The sequence below is a fragment of the Gallibacterium genomosp. 1 genome, assembly GCF_000771875.1.
In the GTDB taxonomy this organism is placed as follows: Bacteria; Pseudomonadota; Gammaproteobacteria; order Enterobacterales; family Pasteurellaceae; genus Gallibacterium.
This window is the reverse complement of sequence record NZ_JPXX01000023.1, coordinates 66,255-89,990: the sequence shown is the minus strand read 5'-3', so window position 1 is coordinate 89,990 and position 23,736 is coordinate 66,255. Positions and strand designations below refer to the sequence as shown.

At 39.8% G+C, this 23,736-nt stretch carries 37 protein-coding genes and 1 pseudogene; 9 read left to right on the top strand and 29 right to left on the bottom strand.

Going from position 1 to position 23,736, the window contains the following annotated elements; all coding sequences use genetic code 11:
- Positions 1-2 precede the first annotated feature (2 nt).
- Positions 3-167 carry a ribbon-helix-helix protein, CopG family gene (locus tag JP36_RS11540; RefSeq protein WP_156106935.1) on the bottom strand — a complete coding sequence of 55 codons (165 nt, stop codon included), beginning with the start codon at positions 165-167 and terminating at the stop codon, positions 3-5.
- Between the two features lie 129 nt (positions 168-296).
- Here JP36_RS11540 and JP36_RS08730 point away from each other — a divergent pair, with 129 nt between their 5' ends.
- The 6 genes from JP36_RS08730 (at position 297) to JP36_RS08705 (ending at position 3,806) form a co-directional block, all read left to right on the top strand.
- A complete protein-coding gene (locus JP36_RS08730) occupies positions 297-1,058 on the top strand; it encodes a LexA family transcriptional regulator (RefSeq protein WP_039173926.1) in 762 nt (253 codons plus the stop codon).
- A gap of 1 nt (position 1,059) precedes the next feature.
- Entirely contained in the window at positions 1,060-1,650 is a 591-nt protein-coding gene (locus tag JP36_RS08725) for a hypothetical protein (RefSeq protein ID WP_039173924.1), read from the top strand.
- Positions 1,651-1,659: 9 nt separating this feature from the next.
- Complete coding sequence (locus JP36_RS08720; protein ID WP_039173923.1) at positions 1,660-1,866, top strand: excalibur calcium-binding domain-containing protein; 207 nt, start codon at positions 1,660-1,662, stop codon at positions 1,864-1,866.
- Positions 1,867-1,996: 130 nt separating this feature from the next.
- Positions 1,997-2,659 (top strand): SLATT domain-containing protein, encoded by a 663-nt coding sequence (locus JP36_RS08715; RefSeq protein ID WP_039173921.1) that lies wholly within the window; start codon positions 1,997-1,999, stop codon positions 2,657-2,659.
- 38 nt (positions 2,660-2,697) lie between these two features.
- Positions 2,698-2,952 (top strand): excalibur calcium-binding domain-containing protein, encoded by a 255-nt coding sequence (locus JP36_RS11990; protein ID WP_039173919.1) that lies wholly within the window; start codon positions 2,698-2,700, stop codon positions 2,950-2,952.
- 23 nt (positions 2,953-2,975) lie between these two features.
- Entirely contained in the window at positions 2,976-3,806 is an 831-nt protein-coding gene (locus JP36_RS08705) for a DUF4393 domain-containing protein (protein WP_039173918.1), read from the top strand.
- A gap of 9 nt (positions 3,807-3,815) precedes the next feature.
- Here JP36_RS08705 and JP36_RS08700 read toward each other — a convergent pair whose 3' ends face one another.
- The 8 genes from JP36_RS08700 to JP36_RS08670 form a co-directional block, all read right to left on the bottom strand.
- Positions 3,816-4,136 carry a hypothetical protein gene (locus tag JP36_RS08700; RefSeq protein ID WP_039173916.1) on the bottom strand — a complete coding sequence of 107 codons (321 nt, stop codon included), beginning with the start codon at positions 4,134-4,136 and terminating at the stop codon, positions 3,816-3,818.
- Between the two features lie 34 nt (positions 4,137-4,170).
- Positions 4,171-5,289, bottom strand: coding sequence for a phage late control D family protein (locus JP36_RS08695; protein WP_039173954.1), 1,119 nt, complete (start codon positions 5,287-5,289; stop codon positions 4,171-4,173).
- A gap of 23 nt (positions 5,290-5,312) precedes the next feature.
- The gene (locus JP36_RS08690) at positions 5,313-5,753 is read right to left on the bottom strand and encodes a phage tail protein (RefSeq protein WP_039173915.1); all 441 of its coding nucleotides are present in this window, start codon (positions 5,751-5,753) and stop codon (positions 5,313-5,315) included.
- 3 nt (positions 5,754-5,756) lie between these two features.
- Entirely contained in the window at positions 5,757-5,915 is a 159-nt protein-coding gene (locus tag JP36_RS11535) for a hypothetical protein (protein ID WP_156106933.1), read from the bottom strand.
- Positions 5,916-5,970: 55 nt separating this feature from the next.
- The gene (locus JP36_RS08685) at positions 5,971-6,048 is read right to left on the bottom strand and encodes a GpE family phage tail protein (protein ID WP_418904669.1); all 78 of its coding nucleotides are present in this window, start codon (positions 6,046-6,048) and stop codon (positions 5,971-5,973) included.
- Positions 6,049-6,122: 74 nt separating this feature from the next.
- Positions 6,123-6,428: a phage tail assembly protein gene (locus tag JP36_RS08680; RefSeq protein WP_039173912.1), complete on the bottom strand. Its 306-nt coding sequence runs from the start codon at positions 6,426-6,428 to the stop codon at positions 6,123-6,125.
- Between the two features lie 55 nt (positions 6,429-6,483).
- Positions 6,484-6,993 (bottom strand): phage major tail tube protein, encoded by a 510-nt coding sequence (locus JP36_RS08675; protein ID WP_039173911.1) that lies wholly within the window; start codon positions 6,991-6,993, stop codon positions 6,484-6,486.
- Positions 6,994-7,002: 9 nt separating this feature from the next.
- The gene (locus JP36_RS08670; RefSeq protein WP_039173910.1) at positions 7,003-8,211 is read right to left on the bottom strand and encodes a phage tail sheath protein; all 1,209 of its coding nucleotides are present in this window, start codon (positions 8,209-8,211) and stop codon (positions 7,003-7,005) included.
- Positions 8,212-8,387: 176 nt separating this feature from the next.
- Here JP36_RS08670 and JP36_RS08665 point away from each other — a divergent pair, with 176 nt between their 5' ends.
- Together JP36_RS08665 and mazF are read left to right on the top strand one after the other, a co-directional pair.
- The gene (locus JP36_RS08665) at positions 8,388-8,624 is read left to right on the top strand and encodes an AbrB/MazE/SpoVT family DNA-binding domain-containing protein (protein ID WP_039173908.1); all 237 of its coding nucleotides are present in this window, start codon (positions 8,388-8,390) and stop codon (positions 8,622-8,624) included.
- The gene (mazF, locus tag JP36_RS08660; RefSeq protein ID WP_234702174.1) at positions 8,624-8,956 is read left to right on the top strand and encodes an endoribonuclease MazF; all 333 of its coding nucleotides are present in this window, start codon (positions 8,624-8,626) and stop codon (positions 8,954-8,956) included. The genes JP36_RS08665 and mazF overlap by 1 nt, the downstream gene beginning before the upstream one ends.
- Before the next feature lie 29 nt (positions 8,957-8,985).
- Here mazF and JP36_RS11685 read toward each other — a convergent pair whose 3' ends face one another.
- From JP36_RS11685 to JP36_RS08620, 8 genes are all read right to left on the bottom strand, one after another.
- Positions 8,986-9,255, bottom strand: a complete 270-nt coding sequence (locus JP36_RS11685; RefSeq protein WP_039173903.1) for a hypothetical protein — start codon at positions 9,253-9,255, stop codon at positions 8,986-8,988.
- On the bottom strand, positions 9,233-9,871 hold the full coding sequence (locus tag JP36_RS11680) for a DUF4376 domain-containing protein (RefSeq protein ID WP_039173900.1): 639 nt from the start codon (positions 9,869-9,871) through the stop codon (positions 9,233-9,235). Before JP36_RS11680 ends, JP36_RS11685 begins: the two co-directional genes overlap by 23 nt.
- 9 nt (positions 9,872-9,880) lie before the next feature.
- A complete protein-coding gene (locus tag JP36_RS11360) occupies positions 9,881-12,136 on the bottom strand; it encodes a phage tail protein (RefSeq protein ID WP_081964362.1) in 2,256 nt (751 codons plus the stop codon).
- Positions 12,137-12,145: 9 nt separating this feature from the next.
- Positions 12,146-12,703: a phage tail protein I gene (locus JP36_RS08640; RefSeq protein ID WP_052119479.1), complete on the bottom strand. Its 558-nt coding sequence runs from the start codon at positions 12,701-12,703 to the stop codon at positions 12,146-12,148.
- On the bottom strand, positions 12,693-13,607 hold the full coding sequence (locus JP36_RS08635; RefSeq protein WP_039173898.1) for a baseplate J/gp47 family protein: 915 nt from the start codon (positions 13,605-13,607) through the stop codon (positions 12,693-12,695). The genes JP36_RS08640 and JP36_RS08635 overlap by 11 nt, the downstream gene beginning before the upstream one ends.
- 14 nt (positions 13,608-13,621) lie before the next feature.
- Positions 13,622-13,960, bottom strand: a complete 339-nt coding sequence (locus tag JP36_RS08630) for a GPW/gp25 family protein (protein WP_039173896.1) — start codon at positions 13,958-13,960, stop codon at positions 13,622-13,624.
- Positions 13,953-14,582, bottom strand: coding sequence for a phage baseplate assembly protein V (locus JP36_RS08625; protein ID WP_039173893.1), 630 nt, complete (start codon positions 14,580-14,582; stop codon positions 13,953-13,955). Before JP36_RS08625 ends, JP36_RS08630 begins: the two co-directional genes overlap by 8 nt.
- A gap of 357 nt (positions 14,583-14,939) precedes the next feature.
- On the bottom strand, positions 14,940-17,543 hold the full coding sequence (locus tag JP36_RS08620) for a phage tail tape measure protein (RefSeq protein WP_039173891.1): 2,604 nt from the start codon (positions 17,541-17,543) through the stop codon (positions 14,940-14,942).
- A 73-nt stretch (positions 17,544-17,616) separates the two neighbouring features.
- On the opposite strand from JP36_RS08620, the gene JP36_RS08615 reads away from it, so the two are divergent.
- Complete coding sequence (locus JP36_RS08615) at positions 17,617-18,003, top strand: hypothetical protein (protein WP_039173889.1); 387 nt, start codon at positions 17,617-17,619, stop codon at positions 18,001-18,003.
- On the opposite strand, the gene JP36_RS08610 is transcribed toward JP36_RS08615, so the two are convergent.
- From JP36_RS08610 to JP36_RS08560, 12 genes and pseudogenes are all read right to left on the bottom strand, one after another.
- On the bottom strand, positions 17,992-18,441 hold the full coding sequence (locus JP36_RS08610) for a phage virion morphogenesis protein (RefSeq protein ID WP_039173887.1): 450 nt from the start codon (positions 18,439-18,441) through the stop codon (positions 17,992-17,994). The genes JP36_RS08615 and JP36_RS08610 overlap by 12 nt on opposite strands.
- Positions 18,434-18,913 (bottom strand): phage tail protein, encoded by a 480-nt coding sequence (locus tag JP36_RS08605; protein ID WP_039173886.1) that lies wholly within the window; start codon positions 18,911-18,913, stop codon positions 18,434-18,436. The genes JP36_RS08610 and JP36_RS08605 overlap by 8 nt, the downstream gene beginning before the upstream one ends.
- On the bottom strand, positions 18,910-19,122 hold the full coding sequence (locus tag JP36_RS08600) for a TraR/DksA C4-type zinc finger protein (protein WP_039173884.1): 213 nt from the start codon (positions 19,120-19,122) through the stop codon (positions 18,910-18,912). Before JP36_RS08600 ends, JP36_RS08605 begins: the two co-directional genes overlap by 4 nt.
- Entirely contained in the window at positions 19,109-19,321 is a 213-nt protein-coding gene (gene lysC, locus JP36_RS11985) for an Rz1-like lysis system protein LysC (RefSeq protein WP_418904668.1), read from the bottom strand. Before lysC ends, JP36_RS08600 begins: the two co-directional genes overlap by 14 nt.
- Positions 19,278-19,613 carry a hypothetical protein gene (locus JP36_RS08595; RefSeq protein ID WP_039173882.1) on the bottom strand — a complete coding sequence of 112 codons (336 nt, stop codon included), beginning with the start codon at positions 19,611-19,613 and terminating at the stop codon, positions 19,278-19,280. The genes lysC and JP36_RS08595 overlap by 44 nt, the downstream gene beginning before the upstream one ends.
- Positions 19,601-20,112 (bottom strand): annotated as a pseudogene (locus JP36_RS08590) (lysozyme). Before JP36_RS08590 ends, JP36_RS08595 begins: the two are co-directional and overlap by 13 nt.
- Positions 20,093-20,284, bottom strand: coding sequence for a phage holin (locus JP36_RS08585; RefSeq protein ID WP_052119478.1), 192 nt, complete (start codon positions 20,282-20,284; stop codon positions 20,093-20,095). Before JP36_RS08585 ends, JP36_RS08590 begins: the two are co-directional and overlap by 20 nt.
- A 2-nt stretch (positions 20,285-20,286) precedes the next feature.
- Positions 20,287-20,496 carry a tail protein X gene (locus JP36_RS08580; protein ID WP_039173879.1) on the bottom strand — a complete coding sequence of 70 codons (210 nt, stop codon included), beginning with the start codon at positions 20,494-20,496 and terminating at the stop codon, positions 20,287-20,289.
- A complete protein-coding gene (locus tag JP36_RS08575) occupies positions 20,493-21,008 on the bottom strand; it encodes a head completion/stabilization protein (RefSeq protein WP_039173877.1) in 516 nt (171 codons plus the stop codon). Before JP36_RS08575 ends, JP36_RS08580 begins: the two co-directional genes overlap by 4 nt.
- Before the next feature lie 92 nt (positions 21,009-21,100).
- Positions 21,101-21,760: a phage terminase small subunit gene (gene gpM, locus JP36_RS08570; protein WP_039173875.1), complete on the bottom strand. Its 660-nt coding sequence runs from the start codon at positions 21,758-21,760 to the stop codon at positions 21,101-21,103.
- Entirely contained in the window at positions 21,760-22,803 is a 1,044-nt protein-coding gene (locus tag JP36_RS08565) for a phage major capsid protein, P2 family (RefSeq protein ID WP_039173872.1), read from the bottom strand. Before JP36_RS08565 ends, gpM begins: the two co-directional genes overlap by 1 nt.
- 13 nt (positions 22,804-22,816) lie before the next feature.
- Positions 22,817-23,629, bottom strand: a complete 813-nt coding sequence (locus tag JP36_RS08560; RefSeq protein ID WP_039173870.1) for a GPO family capsid scaffolding protein — start codon at positions 23,627-23,629, stop codon at positions 22,817-22,819.
- Positions 23,630-23,736: the final 107 nt, after the last annotated feature.

The window sequence follows — 23,736 nt, the reverse complement described above, 5'->3', positions numbered from 1 at the left end:
CTTTAGCAGTTAAATAACTCTTCGATTTTTATGCGGATAAAATCACTTAAAGTTCGCTTATCTGCTTTTGCTAATTCGCTAAGCTTATCTCTAAGATCATCGGATACACGCACGGCGATAACGCTATTACGGCGTTTATTTGTTTTGTGATCGCTGTCTAATTTCATACAAAAATCCTCTTGTAATTACCTTGCTTGTGTTAAAATGTTTACATTGTTTAAATATGTTCATTTTATATGAACTATGTTAGTTCATTTATTATGAACGTGTCAATTTATTTTTATGGTTTTTAGATTATGAATGACAAAAAAGAAACTAAAGCCGAAGCAATAATCAGACGAATGCTTGAAGTTAGTGATTTTAAAAGAGAAATTGATTTAGCTAATTATCTACAAATCGGTAAAAGTAGTATTTCAAACTGGAAAACAAATAATAAAGTTCCAGCAAGTCATATCCTTAACTTAGCTATTGTCAGTGGGGTTAATCCTATTTGGTTAAAAACCGGAGAAGGAAATAAGTTTGACGATGTACGAATAACTAATCCAGCTGAACTAGATAAATATGAAAATTCAGAAAATATGAACATTTCTACACTCATCAGCCCCGAATCAGACGATGAACACTATTACTGCATTAATCAACTTGATGTGAAAGCGGCAGCGGCAACAAAAGGGTTTGAAAATGAAGATTATCCAGAGATAATTCGCTCAATCTATTTCTCACCACAAGGATTGGCTGATATTGTTGGCAAGAAAAAAGCCGACAACTTGTTTTTAATTACTGTTCCGACGGATTCAATGGAGCCTACAATTAAAAAAGGCGATTTAGTGTTTATTGATGCATCTATTAACTATTATAACACCGAGGGCATTTATATTTTCGCTCTCAATGGGGCAACCTATATTAAACGCCTGATGCTGCTACCTACCAACGTCTATAAAGCATTATCTGACAATCCGCTTTACCCAGATTTCGACATTGACGGTAATCTGTTCGACACAGCACAGATTATCGGCAAGTTTATTCGAGTTTTACCAATCAATCCAAGGGATCTTTAAAATGAAAAAGATAGTTTTATTTTTTGCTTTATTATTCAGTATTAACACTTATGCACTTACTCCACAAGAAGAGTTAAAAGATTATAAATTTACTCAAAATGATGTTGGAGTAGTGCAATTTGATAATGCAGTTGATATTTTTGATAGCTTTGGTGATTACTACAATGAAAATAATTCTTTAAAAATTGAGAATAAGAAACCATTAAAACTAAGAATATCACCTGTTGTTTTATCAAATGATGATAAGGAAGTGATAAAAAATATGGTTGATCGTGCTTTTTTATATGCAGTTTATAATACTTTTACTTATTCCACTCTTGATAAAGTGACAGTTTCATCTATTCCTGTTGATATGGAATCATCTAAATTATTAAAAAATATTTATCAAATAAAACCAGTTACTGTTACTAGAGAGAAAGCTCTAGAAGCATTGAATAAATTTAATATAGCATCGTCATTTAATGATTTAGTTGTATTGAAGACAGATAGTGAGATTTTGACAGCTGGATTAAGCCATTCAGATAAATATAAAGAGTTAATGTATAACGATAAGAAATTAAATGAATATGTTCAATTTTTAATTAAAAAATAGGTGGATTTTATGAAAAAATTACTTCTTATCATCAGTGCATTATTATTAACCCAGTCTGCATTAGCAGCAAAACAAGAATATAGCTGCGACGACGGCAAACGCTATTGCAAAGAAATGAGATCATGCGAAGAAGCGAAGTTTTATCTTAATCAATGCGGACTAAGCCGTTTAGATCGTGATAAAGACGGCGTACCGTGTGAGAGTATTTGTCGTTAAGTTAAGTGAGTTAAACAAAAAAGGATAGGATCTTGAGTAAGAATATTTTAGACTAAATTAGATTACTAACATAATTGGAATTACTTGTTAGTAAAAATATAAAAAAATAAGTAAATTATTAGAAAATAGAGTGTTTAATTATGGAAAAAATGATAGATCGGCATTAAATCAACTTAAATATTCAGTAAGAGTTACTGCAAATTGTAAAAATAATGCTGCAAATAGATTAGAAAAATTTAAGAATATATCATTTGCAATAATCGTAATGACATCTTTAGGACTAATTTTTATTCCTATATGGTTTTTAGCTTTTCCAACACAAAATCATTCATATAAAACTATAATTGATATATCTCAAATATTTTTAGCTATTATTATATTAGTCTTTTCTATACAAATATCTAATTCATCTTATGATGTAAAGATTAAGAATTTAAGAGTATGTGGCTCGAATCTAAGAAGTCTAACCAAAAAATTAAGAATATTAGAGGAGGAATTATTAGATGATAAAGATAGACACGATAAAGATAAACACCAAGAACTTAGAAAACTCTTAGCTGAATATGAGGCTATATTAAAAGACTCTGAACCCCATCAAGATATTGATTTTCTAGTAACAGAATGTGAAAAAGATTCGTTTGGAAAAAGGATAGAAAAAGGATATCACTTCAAAAAATATTTAAGTTTACATTATATATACATATATTTAACATTGATTATTGCATTTCTTGAACTGTTTCTTATATTAGATATATTGGGTTTGGTTATAACGTTAAGAAATATATCAAATTAATATTTTTACAAATAATACTTCGGATGAACTAGGCATAAGTGGCAAGCTTTTTTTATGCTTTTGGTTTGTTATGGATCAAAGAAAATAATTTATCCCTTTTTGAGCGTGAAATAACAGAACTACGCCAAAAACATTGTTGCGGTGATGAAATTAAATGGCAAGCAGCAAAATTAGGACTTTATTACAAACAAATGTGTTCCTGCGAAGAAGAGAAGTCTTACCTTAACCAGTGCGGAGTAAGGCGTTTAGATCGCGATAAAGATGGTGTACCTTATGGGAAGGTTTGTGGGTAATATTTAATAAATGGTATATAAAAATGGTATTTTCAACTGATGATATAAAAAATGTAGCAGAATCTATGAAAACTGATTCAGTGTCTGAAATCCATAGTTTACAAAATAGTTCTGATAAACGTTTACAACAAGCTGGAGATTTTGAAGCAGAAAGCAAATTAATGGCGGCAGAAATAAAATATGAAGGGATAAAAGTTCTTCATAAATTGGTCGCTTTTAAAAAAGGCACACAGAAATTCTTTGAATCATTATTTATGCTTGAGCACGATACTCAAAAAAGGCTAAGTGATAAAATCAAGAGAGTTGTTGAAAAAGATATTAAATTAGGTTCATTACCTACCTTAACGTTAGCTACAGAAGGGCTAGTATATTCCCAAGAAGAAGTTGAATTAGCGGAGTTATTTGAAAATTTAATCACGAATACAATTGATAGCACTAAAACTACCCATCCAGCTTATGTTTCAATCCTAAATCAATTAAATTCAGAAGAAGCCGTGTTGCTTTCTACTATCCTAAAACAGAAAAGGATAGCTATTTGTGATGTTAGACAAATATTTGGTGATATGTTTACTTACCTAACATTATATAGACATTTATTGCCTTTAGATGGTTATTTCAACCAAAAAGAGAGGAATATATCTACCTATGTCGATAATTGGATTAGATTGGGGTTAGTTAGTGTTAATTATGAATTAGAAATGAATGAGAAATTCTATCAATGTTTTTACAAAGATCCTGTTTATTTAGAAATAAAACAGGATATGCAAGGAAAGAATATTGATTTAGGAAAAGGTATTCTAGATATAAGCGATTTAGGGCGTGCATTTGCTAAATCAGTAAATATTATAGACTAGCAGATATATTTATAAAATTATTAGTTTATTGTTAATAGATTTTATAGTGTTAAGTTGCTCAGCTTTTTTTATTACTTGATTAAATCTTTCTGCTATTAATTTATGCATGTTTTCTTTGCCTAACTTGCATTGTGTCGCTTCATTTTTAATACTTGACATTTCTTTATTTAGAAAATTTATGACTTCTTGTTCAGAGAAATTAGGCATGTATCTTTTATTAAAAGATTTTAGCAAAATACTTGCTTGGTTCTGCTGATAGATAGTTTTACTAGCATAAGTTTTTATTTTTTGATCAAATAAATGTGCTAATTCATTGTTCTTTTGGTTCATAGTTACTCCAAATATAAATATCTTTTCGTCAAGTTTATTCAACTTTCAACTCACACTCCACTTGTGAAATATACCCGTCTTTATCAATATTATGCGTTACCTTGCTGATAATCCATTCCGAGCTATCAATCATTCCTTTAAACCCCTGCACAGTTACAGGCAGTTCAGGAATAAGTTCAGGTCGTCCATAAGCCAGTGTGAGAGAAAAACTGGCAACACCATGCTTCATTTTATTAAATGCCGCTTTCGCACTATTGATAGCTCGTTTTTCAGACGTATAGGTATTGCGTAAAGTTAACATCTGATCAGCGTCGCTTTCCACAGGTTGATGCTGTACTAATACCTTTTGTTTGTTTTTACTGACTTTCCCTGTTTTGGTAATGACGTTTTTCCGTTGAATTTCAGAATTTTTATCAATGATAACTTCGCCTTTCTTTCCCGTATTCATATCGTACCAATAAGCACGTACCGCGGTGTAATTATCACTTTCTATCAATGAAAAATTAAAACTATCGCCAGCTTGACGGGTAATCAGAATCGGTGGTAATGGTTTGTTATTAACTGTTTTTCCTTTGCCTGTTGGCATAAAGAGTAATTTGCCATTTTTGACAGTAGCAATGGCATCATATTCTTCGGCTAGTCTTGATAGTAAATTAATTGTGCTTTCATTCGTTTGGTCAAGATGATCAATCAGTTTATCTTTAAAATCTGGACTACATAACGGTTCGAGATTGTTCTCTTTTGCTAGTTGTTCTATGAGCTTACCGAAAGTAATACGATGAAATGATCGTTCCTTTTTACTATGCAATGAGCCGCGTAAATCAGCACTTTTTGCTCTAATGGTGAGTGTGTCGGGTGAGCCACTATATTGTATTTCATCAACAATATAACTTCCTTTAGGAACGAGTTGTTTGCCTTTCCAACCAATAGCGATATCAATAATCGCTCCACGGCTTGGTAGCATTAAAGCTCCGTTATGATCGCTTAATTGTAGATCGATTTCATCTGCTTCGAATCCTCGATTATCAATTAAAGTAAGCTGCATAAGTCGCTCGGAGACTATCTTAGTAATCTCTTGTTTTTTATTCTTAGAGGTGACGCTAATTTTAAATTGTGGTGTTTTATGATTCGTTTCAGCGATTTTATCGAACATACTATCGATCACTTCATTAGCCATTATGCGATTAATCCTTTCACAACATCACCAATTTCAGCGAGCAGACTATCATCAGTGCGTTTTAACTTCATAGAAAAATCAATGCGGCGGGCTTTGCCATCAGCAAAAAACACCGATTGCGTTTCACTGATTTCTTCGATCACATACCAACCTAGCACCCTAAATGTTGCCCCATCAATTAATGGGTAAGGTTCGCCTTGTTCAGCAAGAGCTTCTAAGGTGGCGATGCTCATTTCGCCCCCTGTGATACTCGGCATTAACACCCCTTGAATGGTGATGCTTTCGCTTTCCTTTCCCACAAACTGGGCTTTAGGCATTCGCCCAATCACCGAGTTAGTGGGGTGTCTCCACTGGGCTGTGCGTTGCATTTCTTGAAATGGCACAGTGGCACGCATAAACACAAAAAAGCCATAAGCCATCATTGCAAAGTTTTGTAGCATTGTTTATTCCTGCTTAACGGAAATTTTGGCATTGAGTAGTAACACTAAAATAAAAATCAGCCAGTCCCACCCGTCTAGCTTTTGATACATCAAAAAGGTTGCCATTCCAGAAATGGCGAAAATAGTCAGAAAGTATAATAAAAAAATAATGATTTCTTTCATTCTGTTTCCCTTAATAAAAGTGCGGTGAAATTTTCGCAAATTTTGCACCGCACTTTTATTCTTGATATTCTGCCCGTTCGCGGGCTTTTTCCCGCCATTGCATTAATTCTTCTAGCTCCATTTCGTCAAACACGTTGGGTTGCCAGTGGAACACAGTGGCAATGTCGGCAATGGCATCTTCCACCGTGGCAGGAATAAGCAACGAGGCTAGGCTTCCATTGTGGCTTCTGTTGGTTCGGTTTTCACGAAAAAACCGACCACTTCCGAGCAAAGAGCGGTGAAATCAATCGGGTCAAGGTTCAGCACCTCCACTTTGGTTAAAGCGGGTGACGTCACGCGGGGCAGAAGCTGGCAATAGGCATCGACGTCCATTTGCATTACATCAAACATTTTCAGCCCTTTTAACGCCGCAATGTTGGGTTTCAGCACGCTGATTTCGCGGATTTCTTTTTCACCACGCACAAGGGCTTGGGTTAAAGTAACGTGTTTGCTATTTTGATTGGCTTTTTTCATTTCTTTTCCTTTAATTAGTCAAAAAATGCCCCTTTGCGGGGCGGTGGTGTGTCTGTTATAAACCAAGGGCTTTGCGGTGAACGGCAAGTCTGTCTTTGCCGTTCACCACATAAAGATCATTGATTAAATCAATTTCGATTAAGTCTTTGCCGTTAACAATCAGTTTGTAATAGGTCAATGCGGCTTTATAGGTTTCTTCTGTGTCATCGCCCGCTTTTGATGAACCACCGTCAATTTCGGTGTAACGCCCACGGGTCACCACTTCCACGGCTTCCACTTCGCCTGTGTCCTCTCGCTGGTAAGATCCCGCATAACGTAATGCCACGCCATCAATATTTGGGCTGCCAAAAAATTCTTTCATCTCGACCATTAAACCGCCGAATTTCACTTCCATTTCCAGCTTTTCAATGCCGAGATCGATGGCAACATCGCCCAGCATTCCGCCTGCACGGTAATCTTCGGTTTTAATTGCCAATTTCGGCAAGTTCACTTCGGTCACTTCGCCTTTGTAACCTACACCATCTTGGAATAGGTTCATCAATTTTAATTTACGCGGTAAAGCCATAGTTACTCCTTATGCAGTGATTTTCGCGGCGTAATCCGCTAAATAACGATCGGTGATACGCTGACGGAAATTAAGATTTTCCAACGGTGGCACGGGGGTGTAATCATAATCAATGTACAATTTGCCCGCTTTTAACGTGTCTTTGTCGTTGATTTCCGCGTCATACCAGGCTTTCGCATCCACAATGTAGCCTAAGGCTTTCAGCTCACGAAACTTAGCATTCACGCCCTCAATAATGTCTTTAATTAGTGCGGGAGTCATTGGCTTATCAATCGCCCACGCGTGAGCGTCGGCAATGGTATCACGCAAAATCTGTGCCGTACGGGTGTAATTCTCAAACTGGAATAACGGGTCGTCAGAACAGGTGCGAGAACCCCATAAGCGGTAGCCGTTGAAATTAATCGGCACGGTGATTTTGTGTTCGTTGAGATAGTTGGCATCGGTGCTGGTGTCTTGAATATCAAAGGTAATATCACGGGTTACACCGCTTACGCCCTCAACTACCACATTAGAAATGGCTTTATGCCAGCCAATGGTTTTATCTAGGTAAGCACGCAATCCAAGGGCATTTGCCACCGCACTTTCCGTTTCTGTGCGTTTGCGGGTTACGTCAAAGGCGGCAAAATCACCGTGGATCACCATCACTTCACGTTGGCCAAAGTTTTTCTGATAAGTAACGGCTTGCTCTTTGGTGTAGCAGTTGTGGGCGGAAACATAGGCAAAGGCATTGAGTTTTTTCGCGATCCCTGCAAGTTCAGTAGCAACCTCTTTGTTATCTAAATAAGGCACGCCCAAAATACGCGGTTTCACACCTAATTTTGCCTGAGCAACCAACAAGGCTTTTAAGCCCGTGTATTGCCCGCTTTCGGTAACCGTGCCGATAATATTGGCGGTGGTTTTGCCGTCGGCGGCTTTTTGTTTTTCCCCGTCGCTGTCATCGCCTTCTTCGGCAATGGCTTGTTCCACCCGCACCACTACCGTGAGGGTGTTCACTTGGTTGCTAATGGCTTTTAAGGTTTTCGCCAGCGTGCCTTGCGTGCCTGCTTTGGCAATGCCAGCCAGTGGGTTGGTGAGTAAAACAGGGGTGTTAAGTGGATAAGCCTCGGCATCAGCATCATTTGCGGTACAAACAATCCCAATCACCGCCGTGGACGGAGTTTTGATTGTGCGTGTTCCCTCGTTGATTTCGATGACCCGCACGCCGTGTAAGTAGTCCATAAATAGCCCTTTTGGTGAGGTTGATTAAATTTAGGGCTATTGTGCAACGGGAAAAAATGACCCGCTATTTATTGCGAGTGTGAATTGAAATATGACAGAGAAATAAGATGACATAATGAGATTGCTTTACTGAAAGTAAAATTATACAATGTATAAACATTTATTAGGAGAAATTTATGCAACTAACAATAAAAAAATGGGGGAACAGTGTGGGCATTCGCATTCCTGCACCGGTGCTTTCGGAATTGCAATTGAATGTGGATCACCTAGTAGATATGCAGGTGGAAAATGGCAAAATTATTATTGCCCCGCTGCCACAACAACCCTCTTTAACCCAATTGCTTGCCAATATTCACCCTGACAATTTACACCAAGAAGTGGATTTTGGTGAGGCAGAAGGCGGGGAGTGGTGATGAAGGAATATATTCCAGATGTGGGCGATATTATTTGGTTGAATTTCACCCCACAAGCAGGACACGAACAAGCAGGTCATCGCCCAGCGGTGGTACTGAGCCCTAAAGCCTATAATCACTTAACCAGTTTATTAATTTGCTGCCCACTCACAACGAAAATTAAAGGTTATCCTTTTGAGGTATCCATTGACGGTACGCCAAAAAATGTGGTGTTATCGGATCAAATTAAAAGTCTTGACTGGCGTGTACGAAAAGCGGAGTTTAAAGGCAAAATTGCTCTTGATGAATTAGCGGAAATTCGGCAAAAAATCGCACTGCTATTAAATCTTTAAATAAAAAGCGGAATATTCCGCTTTTTTACTTAACTTAATTGAAAATCCTCCGGATATTGCCGCCGTTTCACCTCGCTTTCATAGGCGGTTTTGCAATGGTCTTTGTCGAAAAATAGCCCATTCACTAGCCGAAACCAAAACCGCCAGCGGGCTTTGGGCTTGCTCTCTAACACGGCTCGGCGGTAACAACGGCTGGAAAAGGTTTCATCTGCCCCACCGCCCGTTAAGGCGTTGCAAAGTTGGTCGAGGGCAATCAAAACGTGATAGCCCCACGTTTTAAATGGATTTTTCTTGCTCATTTTGGTATTCCTCATAGGTTTGTGACCAGCCGATCGACCAGTCATACTCAAGCGGATTTTCCGCTTGTTCTAACAAAATTTTGTGCATATAGGCGTTTTCAAACATTTTTTCTTTGAGCGTTTTCGCCGCATTCCACACCGCTTTGAATTTGTCAAAATCTAACGGCTCTGCCGTGTTATCCGCACAAATCAGGGTGAAAATACGTGGCTCGCCGTTTTCTTCCGTTTTGCCGTTTAAGTCAAAATCCGCTTTGATTTCTACCAAGGTGGCACGCCCTTTTTCATCTGTATCCACCCATTTGCCGATTTCTGGCACATACACGCCGCCATCAACACAGTTATCTCGTTTGGCATTAATTTTTGACCGCACTTGATTTCGCTGTTCGCTGAGCCGTTCCCCTTGTCTTGCCTCATCCATCACCCATTTTCCCCCTTGCAATCGGTGATAAGGGCTTGGTTGTGGCTCAATCAAAACGGGGTAGCCCCGCTCATCGGGGATAATCTGTTTTCCCTCACTTTGCCCAATAAGTAAAGTGCGGTACGTTTCTTCGCTAATTTCTACTGAACCCTCGGGGGCGGTGTCGTGATAAAACCCATCTTTATAATAAATTTTCATATTCTATCCTTATTTCCAGCGTCCAATCGCTATAATATGTACACAATCTATTGTCTGATATAAACTTCCATCATCTAAGATGCCGTACTGAATTTTGGTTCTTGAGATTTGTTTTAATGATATATAGGTATCATCTCTTGCAGTATTTAATGCTACGTTTTCTTCAATAGTGGCACTAACAACTGGGTATCTTATAAATGCAACTGGCAAAGTCAGAGAAAACAATTGATTATTCGATGTTCGTCTCGAAGCTTGTCTATCACGACAAGTTTGTATCATCGTGCCATCGGGATATTTGCGTACTTCAAAATTACCTATTTTTTGGTAAGTAAATAATTGTGCGATACGGTTATCCACCCCTGTATCAAAATCCGTTATATCACTTGCGGTATGCGTATGCGAAATGTCCGCTTTTTCCAACCTCACCTGTTGCATATCTTGAGCTAAGCGACTCACCTCAAGCTCACCCGCATTGCTCACATTGCCAAAGGCTTTAATCCAAAACTGCACCCCATCGAGGGTGTTTTGTGCTTTAATGCAGAGTTTGAGAACAAGGGATTTCGGGCGAGTTTCTTCCGCAGTTCGCGTATCTTTCTCTGTCGTATCCTTCGTAGAAGCAAGGTAGGTTTTTGCCCTTGCCCCATCGGCGACCGCCGAGTTGTTTGCCTGCACCCTGCCTTGTTGTGCAGGCTTAAACGCACCTGGCACCACATTGGTGGTATCACTATCGCGAATGACGATAGTGATACCTTTCTCGGCTTGATAATCGCCCCCTGCTTCGGTAGGAATATAGTGAAAGTGGTCTTGAAGGGCGTCTTGTTGCACCTCACCCACCGCAAGCAATGCCCCCGCGTTACGAATAAAGCGGTCTTTCGCTTTCGGCACGGCGGAAAGGCTGCCATATTTCGCCACAAGGTGACGATACAGTTCGGGATAAGCCTGTTCGCTCACCTGCTCTTCAATGTCATCAAAGGCAATCCAGCCTTCGGGGATATTGTCGGTGGCAAAATACGCCGTCATTCCCACATCAGAGCGACGCAGGTCGGGCAATGTGTTCACCCCTAAGGCTTGATAAAGGGCGGGATAAGTTTCCTGTCCAAAACTTGAGCCGTCACAGCGTAAAAATCCGTGCGGATTTTGCACCGCTACAGGAAATGCAACAACAGAGCCAACAGGCACCCCATCACCGCCCACCTCTTTCCACGCGCTCCAAGACGTGCCGTTAAAATAACGGGTTTGAACCTTGCTCTCATTGGCTTTGTGGGCAATTTGTCGGATAGCGTTAGTTTGTCCGCCACTCATCGCCGCAATATGCCACGCCCCCGCACTCGGTAAATTTTGCCCGCTGGCAAAATAATAATTGCCGTCAATCTTGCAATCATTGGCATCACCGGTGGATGTCCCCACCTTAAAATCACCAATCCCATAGCCAGCTAATGTTGTGGCAGGGGATTGTTTGCTTTCAGCCAAATTGTAAGCACTTTCGGCGTGATTATCCGCCTCAATTGCTTTGTCATAGGCGGTTTTAGCGGCAAAGCTTGTGGCGATGGTGTCAGAGCTTGGCGAAGTGACCGCGTCAGATTTTTTGCTGTTGGGGATATAGTTACTCAGATTGCGGGTTAAGGCATCAATCAGCCCTTTCAACGTTTTCCCCGCTTTGGCGGTGAGCCCTAGGGTTTCTGCTTCGCTATCGGTGGCGTTGGTGAGTTGCACAATACCCGCTTGGCTTGTGCTTGCTTTGTCGATTTCGTGGCTGTGGCCCGTTTCCTCCACGGCGTTTTGGCTAGTGGCGGTGATTTGTTGCGGGGTGAGTTGGCTGCGGGTAACAAAAATCACGCTGTCATCCACCTTAAGCGTAATGGCGTCCGATGAGCTAACCAACAAAATCATTCGCACCACTTGCACTTTGCCGCTGCCACTTTCTAGTTGTGGCTTAAAGCTGTCTGGGCAGTTGGCATAAGCCACAAGGCGATTTTGATGATCAAAAATCCCCATTTCTCTTATCCAAAATCCCCCGACATTTTCAGGGATTGTTAATTCAAAAATAATTTGTTTGTTATTGCGAGGATCAACAGAGATAGCACTGACATTGGCACGATGCACTTCTCGCACCAATGCTGTGAGGCGTTGGCTTGGTGTGGTTGCCTGCCCGTTGCCATCGCCCACTGCCATTTGCATAATTTGCAAGGGTTGCTTGTGTGCAATAGCTTGGGCGATGACTTGTGTGCCGTAATCGGTGAGCACGGAATAATATTGCTTTGCCATAAACGTTCCTTATTGGGGGTAAACAGTGAGAATTTCACCGGCATTTTGTCCGATAAAAAAATGCATTTTGCCTGTTGGTGAGATTGCAATCGCAAGATGGGTTAAATGCCGTGAGACAGGTTTAACGTCATTAATTAATCGCACCAGTTCGTTGTAAGTTTGTTCGTTTAAGCCCGTTTCTGATACTTCGATCGTTAGGCTAAATGTGCCAGCCACGCCTTGCGGTTGGGTTTGAAACCATTCTTTTAGCTCAACCAAATAGCCAATGGGTTCAACCACCCGTTTAATCGCGCCAATGGTGCCTTTGTGTTTGTGGATAAAAAAGGATTGTTTAATGGCAATGCGTTTCACTTCCGCACTCCAATTTTCGTCCCATTTATCCACCGAAAACGCCCAAGCAAGGTAGGGCAAAAATTTTTCTGGGCAGCGATCGGGGTTGATTAAATCCGCAATAATGATGGGATTCCGCACTGCCTCTTGCAGCACTTCGGCGGCTTTACGTTCTAATTCGCTTGAGCCAACGGGCAAGAGCGGTGTAATTTTTGGAATGTTTTTATCAATAATCATCAGCGGTGACCAGTTCTAAATGAATGCTTGTGCAGTAGCCTGCTTTGTGGTTGGGTAGCACAATATCCGCTTGCGGTTGAAGCAATTCCACCCGTTGTACACCTTCAATGTGTAAGGCGGCATAAATGCCCGATAGGGTGATATCTCGCCCTAAACGGCGGCGTTCTTGGGTATATTTTTCAATGCTGACGGTTGCGGCTTGTTTAATGGGTTCATATTCTGGCCCGCGGTAAAGGTGCAGTTTGGCTTGAATTTGGTAGTCTTGAATAACCGCACTTTGCACCGTGACACGATCCGCAACAGGGCGAACGTTTTCATCATTAAGGCGTTCCCGCACGGCATTGAGTATGCTTTCCTCTGCGGTGCCTTTGCCGTCGCGGGCTAAGATGGTTACACTCACGTGGGCGGGCTGAGGCGAGGTTACAGAAACATCAGCCACGCCCGCGTGGGCAGAAAGGGCGTGGAACATATAAGCCGATTTCGGACCTGCCACTGAGAGGCTTTCAAAAGCTAATTGGCAACGCAGCCGAAGTTCGGTGTCGCTTTCTTTGATTTCTTCAATGGGTGGGCTGACGCTGTGATCGGCTGGCTGAATAATCAGCCGTTGCACGTTAAAATTGGCGGCGATGACATCTAAATCTGACCCTGTAGCATAAGCCAGCATTGTGGCTTTCGCCGCTTCGTTAATGCGGTTGCGTTCCAGCAGTTGGAGATACACATTTTCCTGCAGTAATTTATTGATTGGCTCACTTTCTAATGCCAGTACGGCACGCCAATAATCTTGTTTTTCCGCAGGATAAAGGGCGATAAATGCCGCTTTACGCTCTGCCAGTAGTTGCTCAAAATCTAGCTCCTCTAAAACCTTGGGATAGGCTAATTTAGATAAATCCACCAGTTCGCTCATTGTTCTATCCTATTTTATCGTCCTAAGGTTACATCGTTAAAATTAAGCTGTTTTTTATCGCTTTTGCGTACCCCTTCAATATCGGCGGTGATTTGTGCGGTGTCAGGGTTAATCGCTACTGCAAAACGCACAATGTCAATGCGAGGCTCCCATTTTTTAATTGCCATCACCGATGCCGCCGCCAGTTGGAGCATTAAAGCACGAGAGATGGGGCGATCAATCAGCTCAAATAAATGGCTGCCGTAATCTCGCCGTTGTAGCCTTGAGCCAATGGGGGTGAGCAAAATATCTTGGATAGATTGCTTAATATGTTCCGTTTCGCTGTTGGGGTATCGCCCTGTTTGTTTATCCATTGGGTTTTCCTGTTGTGCCACCGCTATCCCCTGTGTGAGTATGATTTTTAAGGGATACCGAGCCTGCAACTATATCAGCCTGCGATTTAACATTACCCTGCACCTTCACGTTGCCTTTAATTTCGGCATTGCCACCGCCTGCTGAACCGCTCATTGCAAGGTTGCCACCGATAAGCACATTTTCCGCCACTTCTAAATTCTGTGTGCATTTCACCACAGGCGTTTCAAGCGTAACGCTGGTGCTTGCTTGCACAAGTGCGGTGTGAATTCCGCTGATTTTTAATGCCGAACTGGCTTGGTTGTATTCAATTTTGGCACCGTCAGCAAATTCGATAACGTGTTCATCAGGGCTGTTGCTTGGGGTGTCAAATTCAAGGCAATAAATCCCCGCTAACACAAAGCCCGTGCTGAGTTCACCACTTGGGGCGAAAATCACACATTGTTCGCCTACCGTTACGGGCGACCAGATTTTTGTTGTGCCAGCCCGAAAGGCACACCAAGGCAACCAATCGGTTAAGATTTCGCCCGATTGCACACGCACACGGCGAGCGGCACAATCCACTTCGGCAATCACGCCATAGCGGATCAGGTTTTCAATTCTGCGGTTAGTTTCTGCGGACATAGCACGATTGATAGATGATAAATAGGGCTATTGTTGGGGATTTGATCGGGATTGGGTAGTGCTTTTAGGTGTGGATTTTAGATAAACAAAGACAAGATGGCGTATTTAAACACCCTTATATAGATTGTTTTGATAAATCAATTTTCATTCATCAAACTATCTTAATTGATTTTTTGAAGTCATCAAAAGAGTGTTCTGGGTTATAGGTGTAACCTACACTATCTTCACCTTGATATGAGCGAGATAGTAAAACTTCATCAGACTGTTGTTTATATTTTCAGATTGCATCATATTACAAAGTTTTCTTAAGAATATAAAACAAATTTTAAGATCTTAATCTTAAAAGGGCTTTCGCCCTTAACCTCTATCTCGCAATGCGCTTCTTGCTCGTGCTTGTTTTTGTTGTTCACGTCTATACAGGGCTTTTTCCACTTCTTTGGCAATATCTACCGCATTTTGTCCTTGTTGGGCGTTGATGGTGATATTTACCTGCATTGGTTGGCTTGCCATTTGGCTAGTTTGTGGTTTTGCACTTAACGGCGTTCGGTTATCTATCTTAATTGGTTGTGCAGTCGCGATACTCACACCAAGCCCTGCGGCAAGCATTGCATTTTTGCCGTAGTTGAGGGCGTTGAGCAATGGCACGCCAAGGCGGCTTGTAGCTTCTTTGGTCATAATATATTCACCGCCGTGATAAATCCCTTTTGGCTGATATTTGCCGCCGTTGCCTGCGTAGCCACCTGACCATTTTGGTTTTAATACATCTCGCATAGCTTCATCCATTAAAATATTGGTGCCACCATGGAATTGTTGCACTGCTTTTTGTAGCGATTCTTGTTCTGCCTTTTCTTTAATTTCATTAATCTTAGTTTCTGCTTCTGTAGAGAAACCTAGTTTTTGTTTAATCCAATCGACTTTCTCTTTAATACAATTAGTGACAGCCGTAAATTTATCTTCGATTCCTTTCTTTAAAGAAGTAATCATATCCTCGCCAAACTTTAAAAAATCACTTGGCAAATCGGAAAACCATTTTTTAGTTTCATCAAATTTAACTTTTACTTTATCCCAGATTTCCTTAAACCTTTTCGATAACGGCTCCCAGTTTTTATAGATTAAATAAGCGATGCCTGCAAGTGCCGCAACTATGGCTATAACAGCAAGAATAATAGGATTCGTCATTGCAAATAAAGAAATTGCCCTAATTAATCCTAAGAATTTACCACCTAATGAAAGTACTATTCCGCCAACTTTTAGAAATCCTAAGCCCATTCTTGCGATTGGATAGAGTATAAAACTAGATGCAACACTTAACGCCCCGACAGCGATCGCTGCACCTGATAATATAGCTGTCCATTTGACGATCTTAGCCGTCAGTTCTGGATTTGCTTTGATCCACTCATTCACTGTTCTTAGCCAACCTGTTGCGGTTTGTGTCAATTCTCGCAAGGCTTTCGATTGTCCGTCAAAAATGGTAATGCCCAATGCTTCACGGGCAGAATCTAGCCCTTTTAAATCGCCCATTAGATTATCTGACATAATTTTTGCGACTTTTTCGCCCGTATTTTTGCTTTTTTTCTTTATGTTATCTTCATATTCTTTTAGTGCTACATCAGATTGGCTTAATAACTCTAATGCAGCAGCAATCCCAATCTTCCCAAAAATACTTTCTACAATTTCAGCTCTTGCCGCATTACCCATTTTGGCGGTTTTTTTATTAATTTCTGCTAAAATTTCTGGTAATTGCCGCATATTACCTTTTTTATCCTTTTCCCTAATTCCTAATTTTTTGAGATGTTTATTACCGATTAAATTTAAGCCAATATTTTTTAATGCGGTTCCAGCTGAAGATCCTTTTATACCGACATTTCCCATTAATCCTACCATTGCTGCTGTAGATTCAAATGATTGCCCTAGTGCAGACATAATAGGACCACCTTCTTTCATAGTTTCATATAGCGTTTCTATTGAGGTATTGGAAGTGGTAAAGGTATATGTTAATACATCGGCAACACGTTGCATTTCATTCGCAGGTATTTTAAAACCAGAGGATATATCAGACATAATATCGGAAACTCTGGCTAGATCTGTCCCTGATGCCATAGAAACATTTAATACAGAGGAGATAGAAGAGAGAATTTTTTCTGTGTCAAAACCTGCCATTGCTAGATAACCTTGGGCTTCTGCAACTTGTGATGATGTAAAGGCGGTGGTTGCTCCTAAATTGATCGCTTGATCTCTTAATGCCTTTATTTTTGCTGCATCTTCAGCGCTGTTTTTGTCTAACCTGGTTAATGCCTGTACTTTTGAAAATGCTTGTTCAAACTCAACTGCTGGCTTCATCATCGCAGCACCAGTACCTAATACAGCACCGCCTATAACCATTGAGCGTTGTCCGAATTCTTTTGTTTTATCACTCGTATTTTTTAAAGTTTCTACTTGTTTTTGATATTTTTGTTGTTGTGCTTGTACTTTATTTAATCTTTCTAGTGATTGTTTTTGTTTATCAATAGATTTAGTAACACTATCAATTTTAGTTTTTAGTTTTGTATCTTCTGCCGATAAATTTTTACTGCTTATACCAGCTTGCTGTAACGCTGTCCGCATTTCTTTTAATTTTGCGATTTGTTCAATATGTTTTACTTTCAGCTTTTGCACTGACTCTTGTGCCTTTTTATAGCTGTTTGTGAGTTTTGTTGTTGGGTTATCGCTATTTTTTAACTCTGTTTTTAGTTGCGATGCTTTTGTTTTCGCTTGATCAAATTGATTAGCCGTTTGAGAGAGTGTTTTCTCTAACTCGCGATAAGCACCAATAAGTTTTTGCTGTTTTTCTAATGTTTTTCGCTGTTCATATTGGTCTTTTAATGCTGTTGATAATGTATTACTAGCTTTTGCTGCACTTTTAAACGGTGCAGTAATTTTATCTACTGCACTTAATAAAATATTTAAATTGAGATTACTCATATTTTGCCCTTATTTTTATTGACATTAATGATTAATGCTATTAATAATGCTCTTAATAGAGGAGATAAAGTAAATGGCATTGTTATTAATACCGTTATTTCTAATAGGCTTTTTTGTTGCTTTACCGTTTGTTTTAATGGCTTTCGCATTTGATACATTTATTCAGTTATTACCAAGTTTAATTGCTGTTTATGTTATGTTTCTTGTTATGGGCTTTTTTGTATTGCCACTAAAACCAATAATGAACAAATATGCGAAGCAGTTAGATACCATAGGGAAAATTATTGGCTTGATTTTTTTCGGTCCTCTTGTTCTATTTTTATTAGGTACAATTCTTGCGTTGCCTTTTGTGCTAATTTATTCTTTATCTGATAATCCCATTCAATCTCTCGTGATGACTTTCGCAATAATCTTTGCTGTTATTTTGATTAATGTTATTTATTACAAATTACATCGATAGTTGATGAATAATTAACTCTTCCACTAATGCCTTATCCTGATCAGTGAACCCTAATAATTCCCGTTTGGCGTATTGAGTTGAAATATTATGTTTTTCGTTTACTACACCTCGTTGCCCAAATTGATGCACGGCAGCAATATTTGCTGCAGAACCGCTAAAGCCAACCACAACTTGATTGGCAGTACTTTTGGCTTTTAAGTAACGAGCCATTTTTAATTTTACAAACATCTTTTGTCGTCTAATCCACCCTTTCTTTTTTCTTAAATTTTTACACGGAATAAAACTTGTGCCATCTGGGTTTTGTTGATTAGTAATACGTTGGCGTTGGGATTGTGTGATTTTCTTCCCGATATTTTTTGCGAGATGACGTCTAGCTTGCGGTGATAAATTAGCGATTAAAGCACTTAATTTATTGGTTAATTCATCAACGTTATCCATGATGCTCACCATCAGCCGAGGTAATAAATTCGTCTTTGATATAGAGTTCTAATCGCTCAAGCGTTTCGTTGGCTGCGATTGGCTCTGGTAGGTAAGTGATTTCAGTACCTTTTTCGGTTTGTTCGACTTTTACGCGTTCGGTTAATTTGATTTTAAGTGATAAATCTTGAGTAGTCTGGTTAATTAAATCTGTTTCAAAGGCAACTGTGTCTTGTCGTTTTGCTGGATTATCAAACAGTTCATTCTGGTTTTTGCGTAAGTAGGCAAGCAGTGGCACGATAATGATCGCCATATCCTTATCAAAATCGGTAATGATAATATTTAGGGTATATTGATATTCGTAGCTTAGTGATGTGGCATTTGTTGCGATAATATGCCCGTCATCAATAAAAATTTGTAGCCTATCTGGATTATTGCGTAAATATGGATAGGCTTTTTCAATTACTTCTCTTAATTGTGCTGGCTTTTTCATTTGCGATATTGCTTCTGTTGCTGTTCGTAAATAGTTTGACAGTCAATACAACGTGTTACGCCCTGTAACTTTCTTCTATTTTCTGGGATAGGTTCGTTACAATCGATACAGTGCGTTAAACTTTGCCTTACTGTTTTTTGTTGTCGTTGTTGCAAGTTGTAGTCACGTTCTAATTGCGCCAATTCGTTAGCTCTGTCAATTTGATCCATCTTTATTCTCTATACAGTCAATTAATGCTTGTTTTTCAATTTTGCAGATTTCAATCGTATTTAATGTGTCTGTTAATGTTGTTACTAAATCGCCATTGGTTTTAATTTGTATTTTTGGCGTTTGGCATTGATTGCTTTGTGGGCAAATAATGCGGTTAGTTGTTGGTTTTGTTTGTGTTGAGCAGGCTGCTAATGTCATTAGGCACAGGCTGATCACGCCAGCTTTTATTGTTTTCATGTTGTAACACCTCGTTAATTTGTTGCTTTTGTTTCGTTGCTTGTTGCTGTTGTTGCTCTAGCAATCCTAATAGCCGCTGTTGTGATTGTTTAAATTGATCAATTTGTTGTGTTGTTTGTTGTAATTGTTGAGTAAGTTCGGCGATGGTTTGGCGTTGCTGCTTTGTTTTGTCGTACAGTGTGCTGCTTAATGTTGCTAACACTACACAAGCAAACAAAACGATGACCTCGATCACGATTGTTAGTTTAAGCATAATGTACGCTCCTTGTTTCGGCGCTGGATTAAGCCGTTGGATTTCTGCCCAGCAATATAGACCCAACGGGTAAACTGATCGCACATAGCAGGCGTGTAGCCTTGGCAGCCAGTTTAAATAGAGTGGAGTTTTGTAATTTTGTGCAGCCAACGTTAAAAGTAATAGACGTTAAAGCATCGAATGCCCCCTGTGGCATCGCTTGTCCATTAGCGTAACGATTAACGCATTGTTCAGCAATTTTTATATCATTGACCCAGCGTTCTGCGATTTCTTGCAAGCTGTGTTTACGTTGTTCTATTGCTTGTCCGCTTGCTTCGGTTGAGCCTATTCCAACGGTTAGTACGTCATTTGGGCATTGGTAAGGTTGTAGCACGCAGCCCTCTGCATTGCCGATTAGTGCTAATCCTTGATGTGACGTTCTGATTTCTGTCCCAAACTGGCTTAACACAAGCGCAATCACTGCCGTTACACTGCAATATTTAATGGCTTTCTTCATCATATTGTTGTTTCTTTAGTTTGAGTTTTAATTCTTCGTTTTTGAAATACCAGTTAACCAAAAATGTGGCGATACCAAGCCCAATCCCGATAAGCGACGCCCATTCATTGATAGATAAGCCGCTAAAAAAAGAGAGGACTGCACCCCAATATGCGTAAGTCGTTGAATCTTTCATACTTAATCCCATAGATTTACAGTTTGAATCGTTTTTCCTTGTTTTATTGTTTCTTCATCGGGTAAATTGACTTCCGTTCCCATTTCAATTATTGCGTTGTTGGTTAGATGTGGATTGAGAGCTAATGTTGGCTCTAGCAAGCCGTCAACCCGACCAAAATAACGGTAAATAATCGCATCTAAGTTATCGTTTTGTATCGCAAATACTTTCATAATAAAGTCGCTGTGATTTTTGGTTTGCCGAGAATCGTCCGAATCGCAAAGCGTGCATCGCGCCGTAAATCGCCGATACTTTCTTCTAGCATTGTCATGCGTTTTTCGCCGTCGTTAGTCAAGTCATAACTAGCGTATCGCTCGTACAACGTCGCCACCGCTAAACAGTAAACCGCACGCAAGTAGTGATGTGTTTGTTGATTTTGGTTATCAATCATTACACTTTGATTGTTTGCAAGTGTGGTTACGTTAGCTTCAAGCTGTGCCGCTTTAAATGCGGTTAACTCTTCATTGACATCTAGCACGGCGTGCAATGTAGCCTCTTTTAGGCGTTCGTTTGGTACATTGCTATCAATTCGCATTGCGTTGCGTAATACTGTCAGTTCAATGTTAGGGTAAAACGGATCGTTATTGATGATGTCGTTTGCGGGTTGCGATTGCTCCACGTTTTTTTGTACCGCTGGCATAGCAAGATCATCATCTGGATACATAGTAATCGTAAGATCTGCCATTTTGTTACTCCTTAAAAAACGGGGTGAGGATTACTTAATCACCTCGAAGAGGCTTTTTCATCCGCCCCGTGCGTTGCGTGGTCGCATTCTTGCTATTCGGTTTCTTCGGTTAAATTTAATTTTTTGCGTAAGGCTTTAATTTCACCTTTGACCCCGACATTTTGATTAAGTGATAAAGCACGAGTTAAATTGATTAATGCCTGTTCTGGGTTACTTTCTTTTTGTTGCAATCCTAATTCTTTCAGTAATCGCGCACGGCTTTCGTCTGGCATATCGCTATTTTGAGTGATGTCATTTGCTTTTAGTAATAAATTCAAATCAAATGATTGATTTAATGTTGCTGCTTTACTTGCTGCGTCGGCAAACTCTTCGGCGATTGCGGTCGCTGTGGCGCGATTAAATCCTTCTGGCAATGTGAGGTCGTGGAAAAGTGCATATTCGCCAATCTTTAACGCTAATTCATATTCGCCACAATCCGTTGCCCAAATAAGCCACATCATTAACACGTCATCTTGGCGACCAGTGCCTGCTTGCATGACGCCGTTAATCCAGTCGAGATAGTCTGGCAAGATTTTGCGTTTGTATTCCGCCTTGGCTTCTTTTGATTGGATATTGCTTAAATCTTTTTTATGCCGTGCTAGCAAGTACAACATCTTGTCGTATTCGCTAAGGTGTGCCAGATCTTGTTGTTCGCCTTGTAACTGTGCAGCGATATGCTGCACATGGCGTTGAGCGGGTGATAATCTTGTCATTATGCTGCGTCCTCGAAAGTAATATTTTCGATTAATGCGGCACAATCGTAGTCTTCAATTTTGAAATCAATGTTTTTCGAGATGTAATCTTCAATGCAATTACGCTTCGGATTGTTGATAATCGCACGGCGTAGCGATTGAGTTTGATAATAAACAGATAGATTATCTAAGCGAGTAATCAAAATCGCATTAGCGGGGAAGTATGGAACTCGAATTGCTTTCAAGCCGCCAATTTGTTTTTGTGACATAATGATTTGTCCCGCTAATTCCTCGGTCGGTTCAGTAGTTTTGTTGACCATTTGGAAATATTTATCATTCAGGATTTCTCTGCCACAAATTGCAACTAATTCGGTATCATCGGCATACACTTCACTAATTAAATTGTTCGTTGCGTCTAATACGAGTGCATCAAGGTTTTCATAGCCTTTGCCTGCGTTTGCGCCTGTGCCTTGTCCTTTGCCAACTTTGATTTTATTTTCAGTGGTTGCGCCATTCATTACGTGCGTTGGCATATCTTCGCGCAGTTGTTGTAACCAGCCTTTTTTAACATCTTGTAACAAAGTATTGCTGTTTGGGTTTGATGTTGCCGAACGGCTCGTGCCGTTTAATGCCATCATAATGATATTAAGTGCAATGGTGCGTTGGGTCTGATTGGCTAATTTTTGTTGGAAATCAGGGAATTTAGCCCATTGGTCTAAACGTTGGTAAGTGATGTGAGTGTCAAAATTGACTTGTTCGCAGAGATATTTGCGAGAGTCTAATTTTGCAATATCTTTTGTTTCACGATCTTTAGCGTTGGTGTCAGTAGTGCTAGCGATAACATTCGCAACTGACAAGCCAATTAATTCTCCTGTCATTTCGTCAACATTAACTGAATTGACTTTTTGCAAAAATTCGGAACTTAAAAGAACCTTCTCAAATAATTTTTGTTCTGGTGTCGGCTCAACGCTGAAACCTTCTGCCACATCTTTTTCGGTGATTCCATTCAGTTGAGCAATACGAGCAACATAAGCATTATATTGTTGTTTTGTAGTATTTTTCATTGTGCGTTCCTTATTAGCAATCTGTTTCAATCATTGATTTTTCTGCACCCGTAATTACTGGGCGATTAAATTCAATGGGTTCTTTTTCTAGGGTAGTGATTTTTTGTTCTAACGCTTGTAATTGTTGCGTTAATGCGATGTTCGCAGTGCTTAATTCGTTAAGTTGTTGCGTAAGATTTTCGTTTTCTTCTTGGGCTTGCTTAATTTGTTCAGTTAATAACGTGCTAACATCTTCCAACGTTTTGTAGAGTTGCTGTTCTGTTTGCTTTGAGTTTGTTTTCGTTGTGAACATTGCTTTGAGTTTATCTAACAAACTTTCTTTTTCTTGTTCTTCAAGCTCTAGCGTAAATTCAATCGCTTCTGAAAACAGGTTATCTTTATCTTGTTTGCGGTGCGCCAATGGGTTTTTCTTCGCTTGTGCGGAAAATGCGAGCATTTCTGTGCCTAAACTTGCTGGGTCGTCAGTAACAGCAAGCCCCACAAGATAAGCACTGTTTAAATCAGCAAAATTTGGGTTGACTTCAATCGAGGTATAAACTTTTTGTTTATTTTTTACCATTTCGATTAAGTCTTTTGTCGGTTCAATTTGTGCTAATAAACGGAGCTTTCCGTCGCGTTCTTCGGTTTTTAACGCTAACACATCGCCAAGACGTTTAAAGTCGCCGTCAGGAAAAATACCTTTGAAATGTTCCAAGTTGACCCTTGCTCCGTAAAGTGTTGGATCATAGTTAACCGCCATTTCTTCCAGCCATTTTCGTTCAATATTGCGTCCGTCTGCGGTTGCGCCTTCAGTCGCTACCACAAACCATTTTGATTTTGTTGACATAGTTTTTGCTCCGTTTTTGACATTGCCAACAATATTGAACGCTTAAAAATATTTTTCTATTTTTGGCTAGTGTGGTAACGAGAATCACAAATAACAAAACAAGCCAA

Coding starts and splice junctions, on each gene's coding strand:
- JP36_RS08615 (WP_039173889.1), top strand. CDS start 17,617: ATGGCATTGTTATTAATACCGTTATTTCTAATAGGCTTTTTTGTTGCT.
- JP36_RS08680 (WP_039173912.1), bottom strand. CDS start 6,428: ATGAAAAAAGCCAATCAAAATAGCAAACACGTTACTTTAACCCAAGCC.
- JP36_RS11360 (WP_081964362.1), bottom strand. CDS start 12,136: ATGGCAAAGCAATATTATTCCGTGCTCACCGATTACGGCACACAAGTC.
- JP36_RS08580 (WP_039173879.1), bottom strand. CDS start 20,496: ATGAAAGTATTTGCGATACAAAACGATAACTTAGATGCGATTATTTAC.
- JP36_RS08695 (WP_039173954.1), bottom strand. CDS start 5,289: ATGTTCGATAAAATCGCTGAAACGAATCATAAAACACCACAATTTAAA.
- mazF (WP_234702174.1), top strand. CDS start 8,624: ATGAAGGAATATATTCCAGATGTGGGCGATATTATTTGGTTGAATTTC.
- lysC (WP_418904668.1), bottom strand. CDS start 19,321: ATGACATTAGCAGCCTGCTCAACACAAACAAAACCAACAACTAACCGC.
- JP36_RS11540 (WP_156106935.1), bottom strand. CDS start 167: ATGAAATTAGACAGCGATCACAAAACAAATAAACGCCGTAATAGCGTT.
- gpM (WP_039173875.1), bottom strand. CDS start 21,760: ATGACAAGATTATCACCCGCTCAACGCCATGTGCAGCATATCGCTGCA.
- JP36_RS08640 (WP_052119479.1), bottom strand. CDS start 12,703: ATGATTATTGATAAAAACATTCCAAAAATTACACCGCTCTTGCCCGTT.
- JP36_RS08595 (WP_039173882.1), bottom strand. CDS start 19,613: ATGCTTAAACTAACAATCGTGATCGAGGTCATCGTTTTGTTTGCTTGT.
- JP36_RS08575 (WP_039173877.1), bottom strand. CDS start 21,008: ATGGCAGATCTTACGATTACTATGTATCCAGATGATGATCTTGCTATG.
- JP36_RS08725 (WP_039173924.1), top strand. CDS start 1,060: ATGAAAAAGATAGTTTTATTTTTTGCTTTATTATTCAGTATTAACACT.
- JP36_RS11535 (WP_156106933.1), bottom strand. CDS start 5,915: ATGAAAGAAATCATTATTTTTTTATTATACTTTCTGACTATTTTCGCC.
- JP36_RS08705 (WP_039173918.1), top strand. CDS start 2,976: ATGGTATTTTCAACTGATGATATAAAAAATGTAGCAGAATCTATGAAA.
- JP36_RS08620 (WP_039173891.1), bottom strand. CDS start 17,543: ATGAGTAATCTCAATTTAAATATTTTATTAAGTGCAGTAGATAAAATT.
- JP36_RS08585 (WP_052119478.1), bottom strand. CDS start 20,284: ATGAAAGATTCAACGACTTACGCATATTGGGGTGCAGTCCTCTCTTTT.
- JP36_RS08630 (WP_039173896.1), bottom strand. CDS start 13,960: ATGGATAAACAAACAGGGCGATACCCCAACAGCGAAACGGAACATATT.
- JP36_RS11680 (WP_039173900.1), bottom strand. CDS start 9,871: ATGAAAATTTATTATAAAGATGGGTTTTATCACGACACCGCCCCCGAG.
- JP36_RS08670 (WP_039173910.1), bottom strand. CDS start 8,211: ATGGACTACTTACACGGCGTGCGGGTCATCGAAATCAACGAGGGAACA.
- JP36_RS08700 (WP_039173916.1), bottom strand. CDS start 4,136: ATGAACCAAAAGAACAATGAATTAGCACATTTATTTGATCAAAAAATA.
- JP36_RS08730 (WP_039173926.1), top strand. CDS start 297: ATGAATGACAAAAAAGAAACTAAAGCCGAAGCAATAATCAGACGAATG.
- JP36_RS08600 (WP_039173884.1), bottom strand. CDS start 19,122: ATGGATCAAATTGACAGAGCTAACGAATTGGCGCAATTAGAACGTGAC.
- JP36_RS08665 (WP_039173908.1), top strand. CDS start 8,388: ATGCAACTAACAATAAAAAAATGGGGGAACAGTGTGGGCATTCGCATT.
- JP36_RS08690 (WP_039173915.1), bottom strand. CDS start 5,753: ATGCTACAAAACTTTGCAATGATGGCTTATGGCTTTTTTGTGTTTATG.
- JP36_RS08565 (WP_039173872.1), bottom strand. CDS start 22,803: ATGAAAAATACTACAAAACAACAATATAATGCTTATGTTGCTCGTATT.
- JP36_RS11685 (WP_039173903.1), bottom strand. CDS start 9,255: ATGAGCAAGAAAAATCCATTTAAAACGTGGGGCTATCACGTTTTGATT.
- JP36_RS08625 (WP_039173893.1), bottom strand. CDS start 14,582: ATGTCCGCAGAAACTAACCGCAGAATTGAAAACCTGATCCGCTATGGC.
- JP36_RS08720 (WP_039173923.1), top strand. CDS start 1,660: ATGAAAAAATTACTTCTTATCATCAGTGCATTATTATTAACCCAGTCT.
- JP36_RS08560 (WP_039173870.1), bottom strand. CDS start 23,629: ATGTCAACAAAATCAAAATGGTTTGTGGTAGCGACTGAAGGCGCAACC.
- JP36_RS08605 (WP_039173886.1), bottom strand. CDS start 18,913: ATGAAAAAGCCAGCACAATTAAGAGAAGTAATTGAAAAAGCCTATCCA.
- JP36_RS08675 (WP_039173911.1), bottom strand. CDS start 6,993: ATGGCTTTACCGCGTAAATTAAAATTGATGAACCTATTCCAAGATGGT.
- JP36_RS08610 (WP_039173887.1), bottom strand. CDS start 18,441: ATGGATAACGTTGATGAATTAACCAATAAATTAAGTGCTTTAATCGCT.
- JP36_RS08635 (WP_039173898.1), bottom strand. CDS start 13,607: ATGAGCGAACTGGTGGATTTATCTAAATTAGCCTATCCCAAGGTTTTA.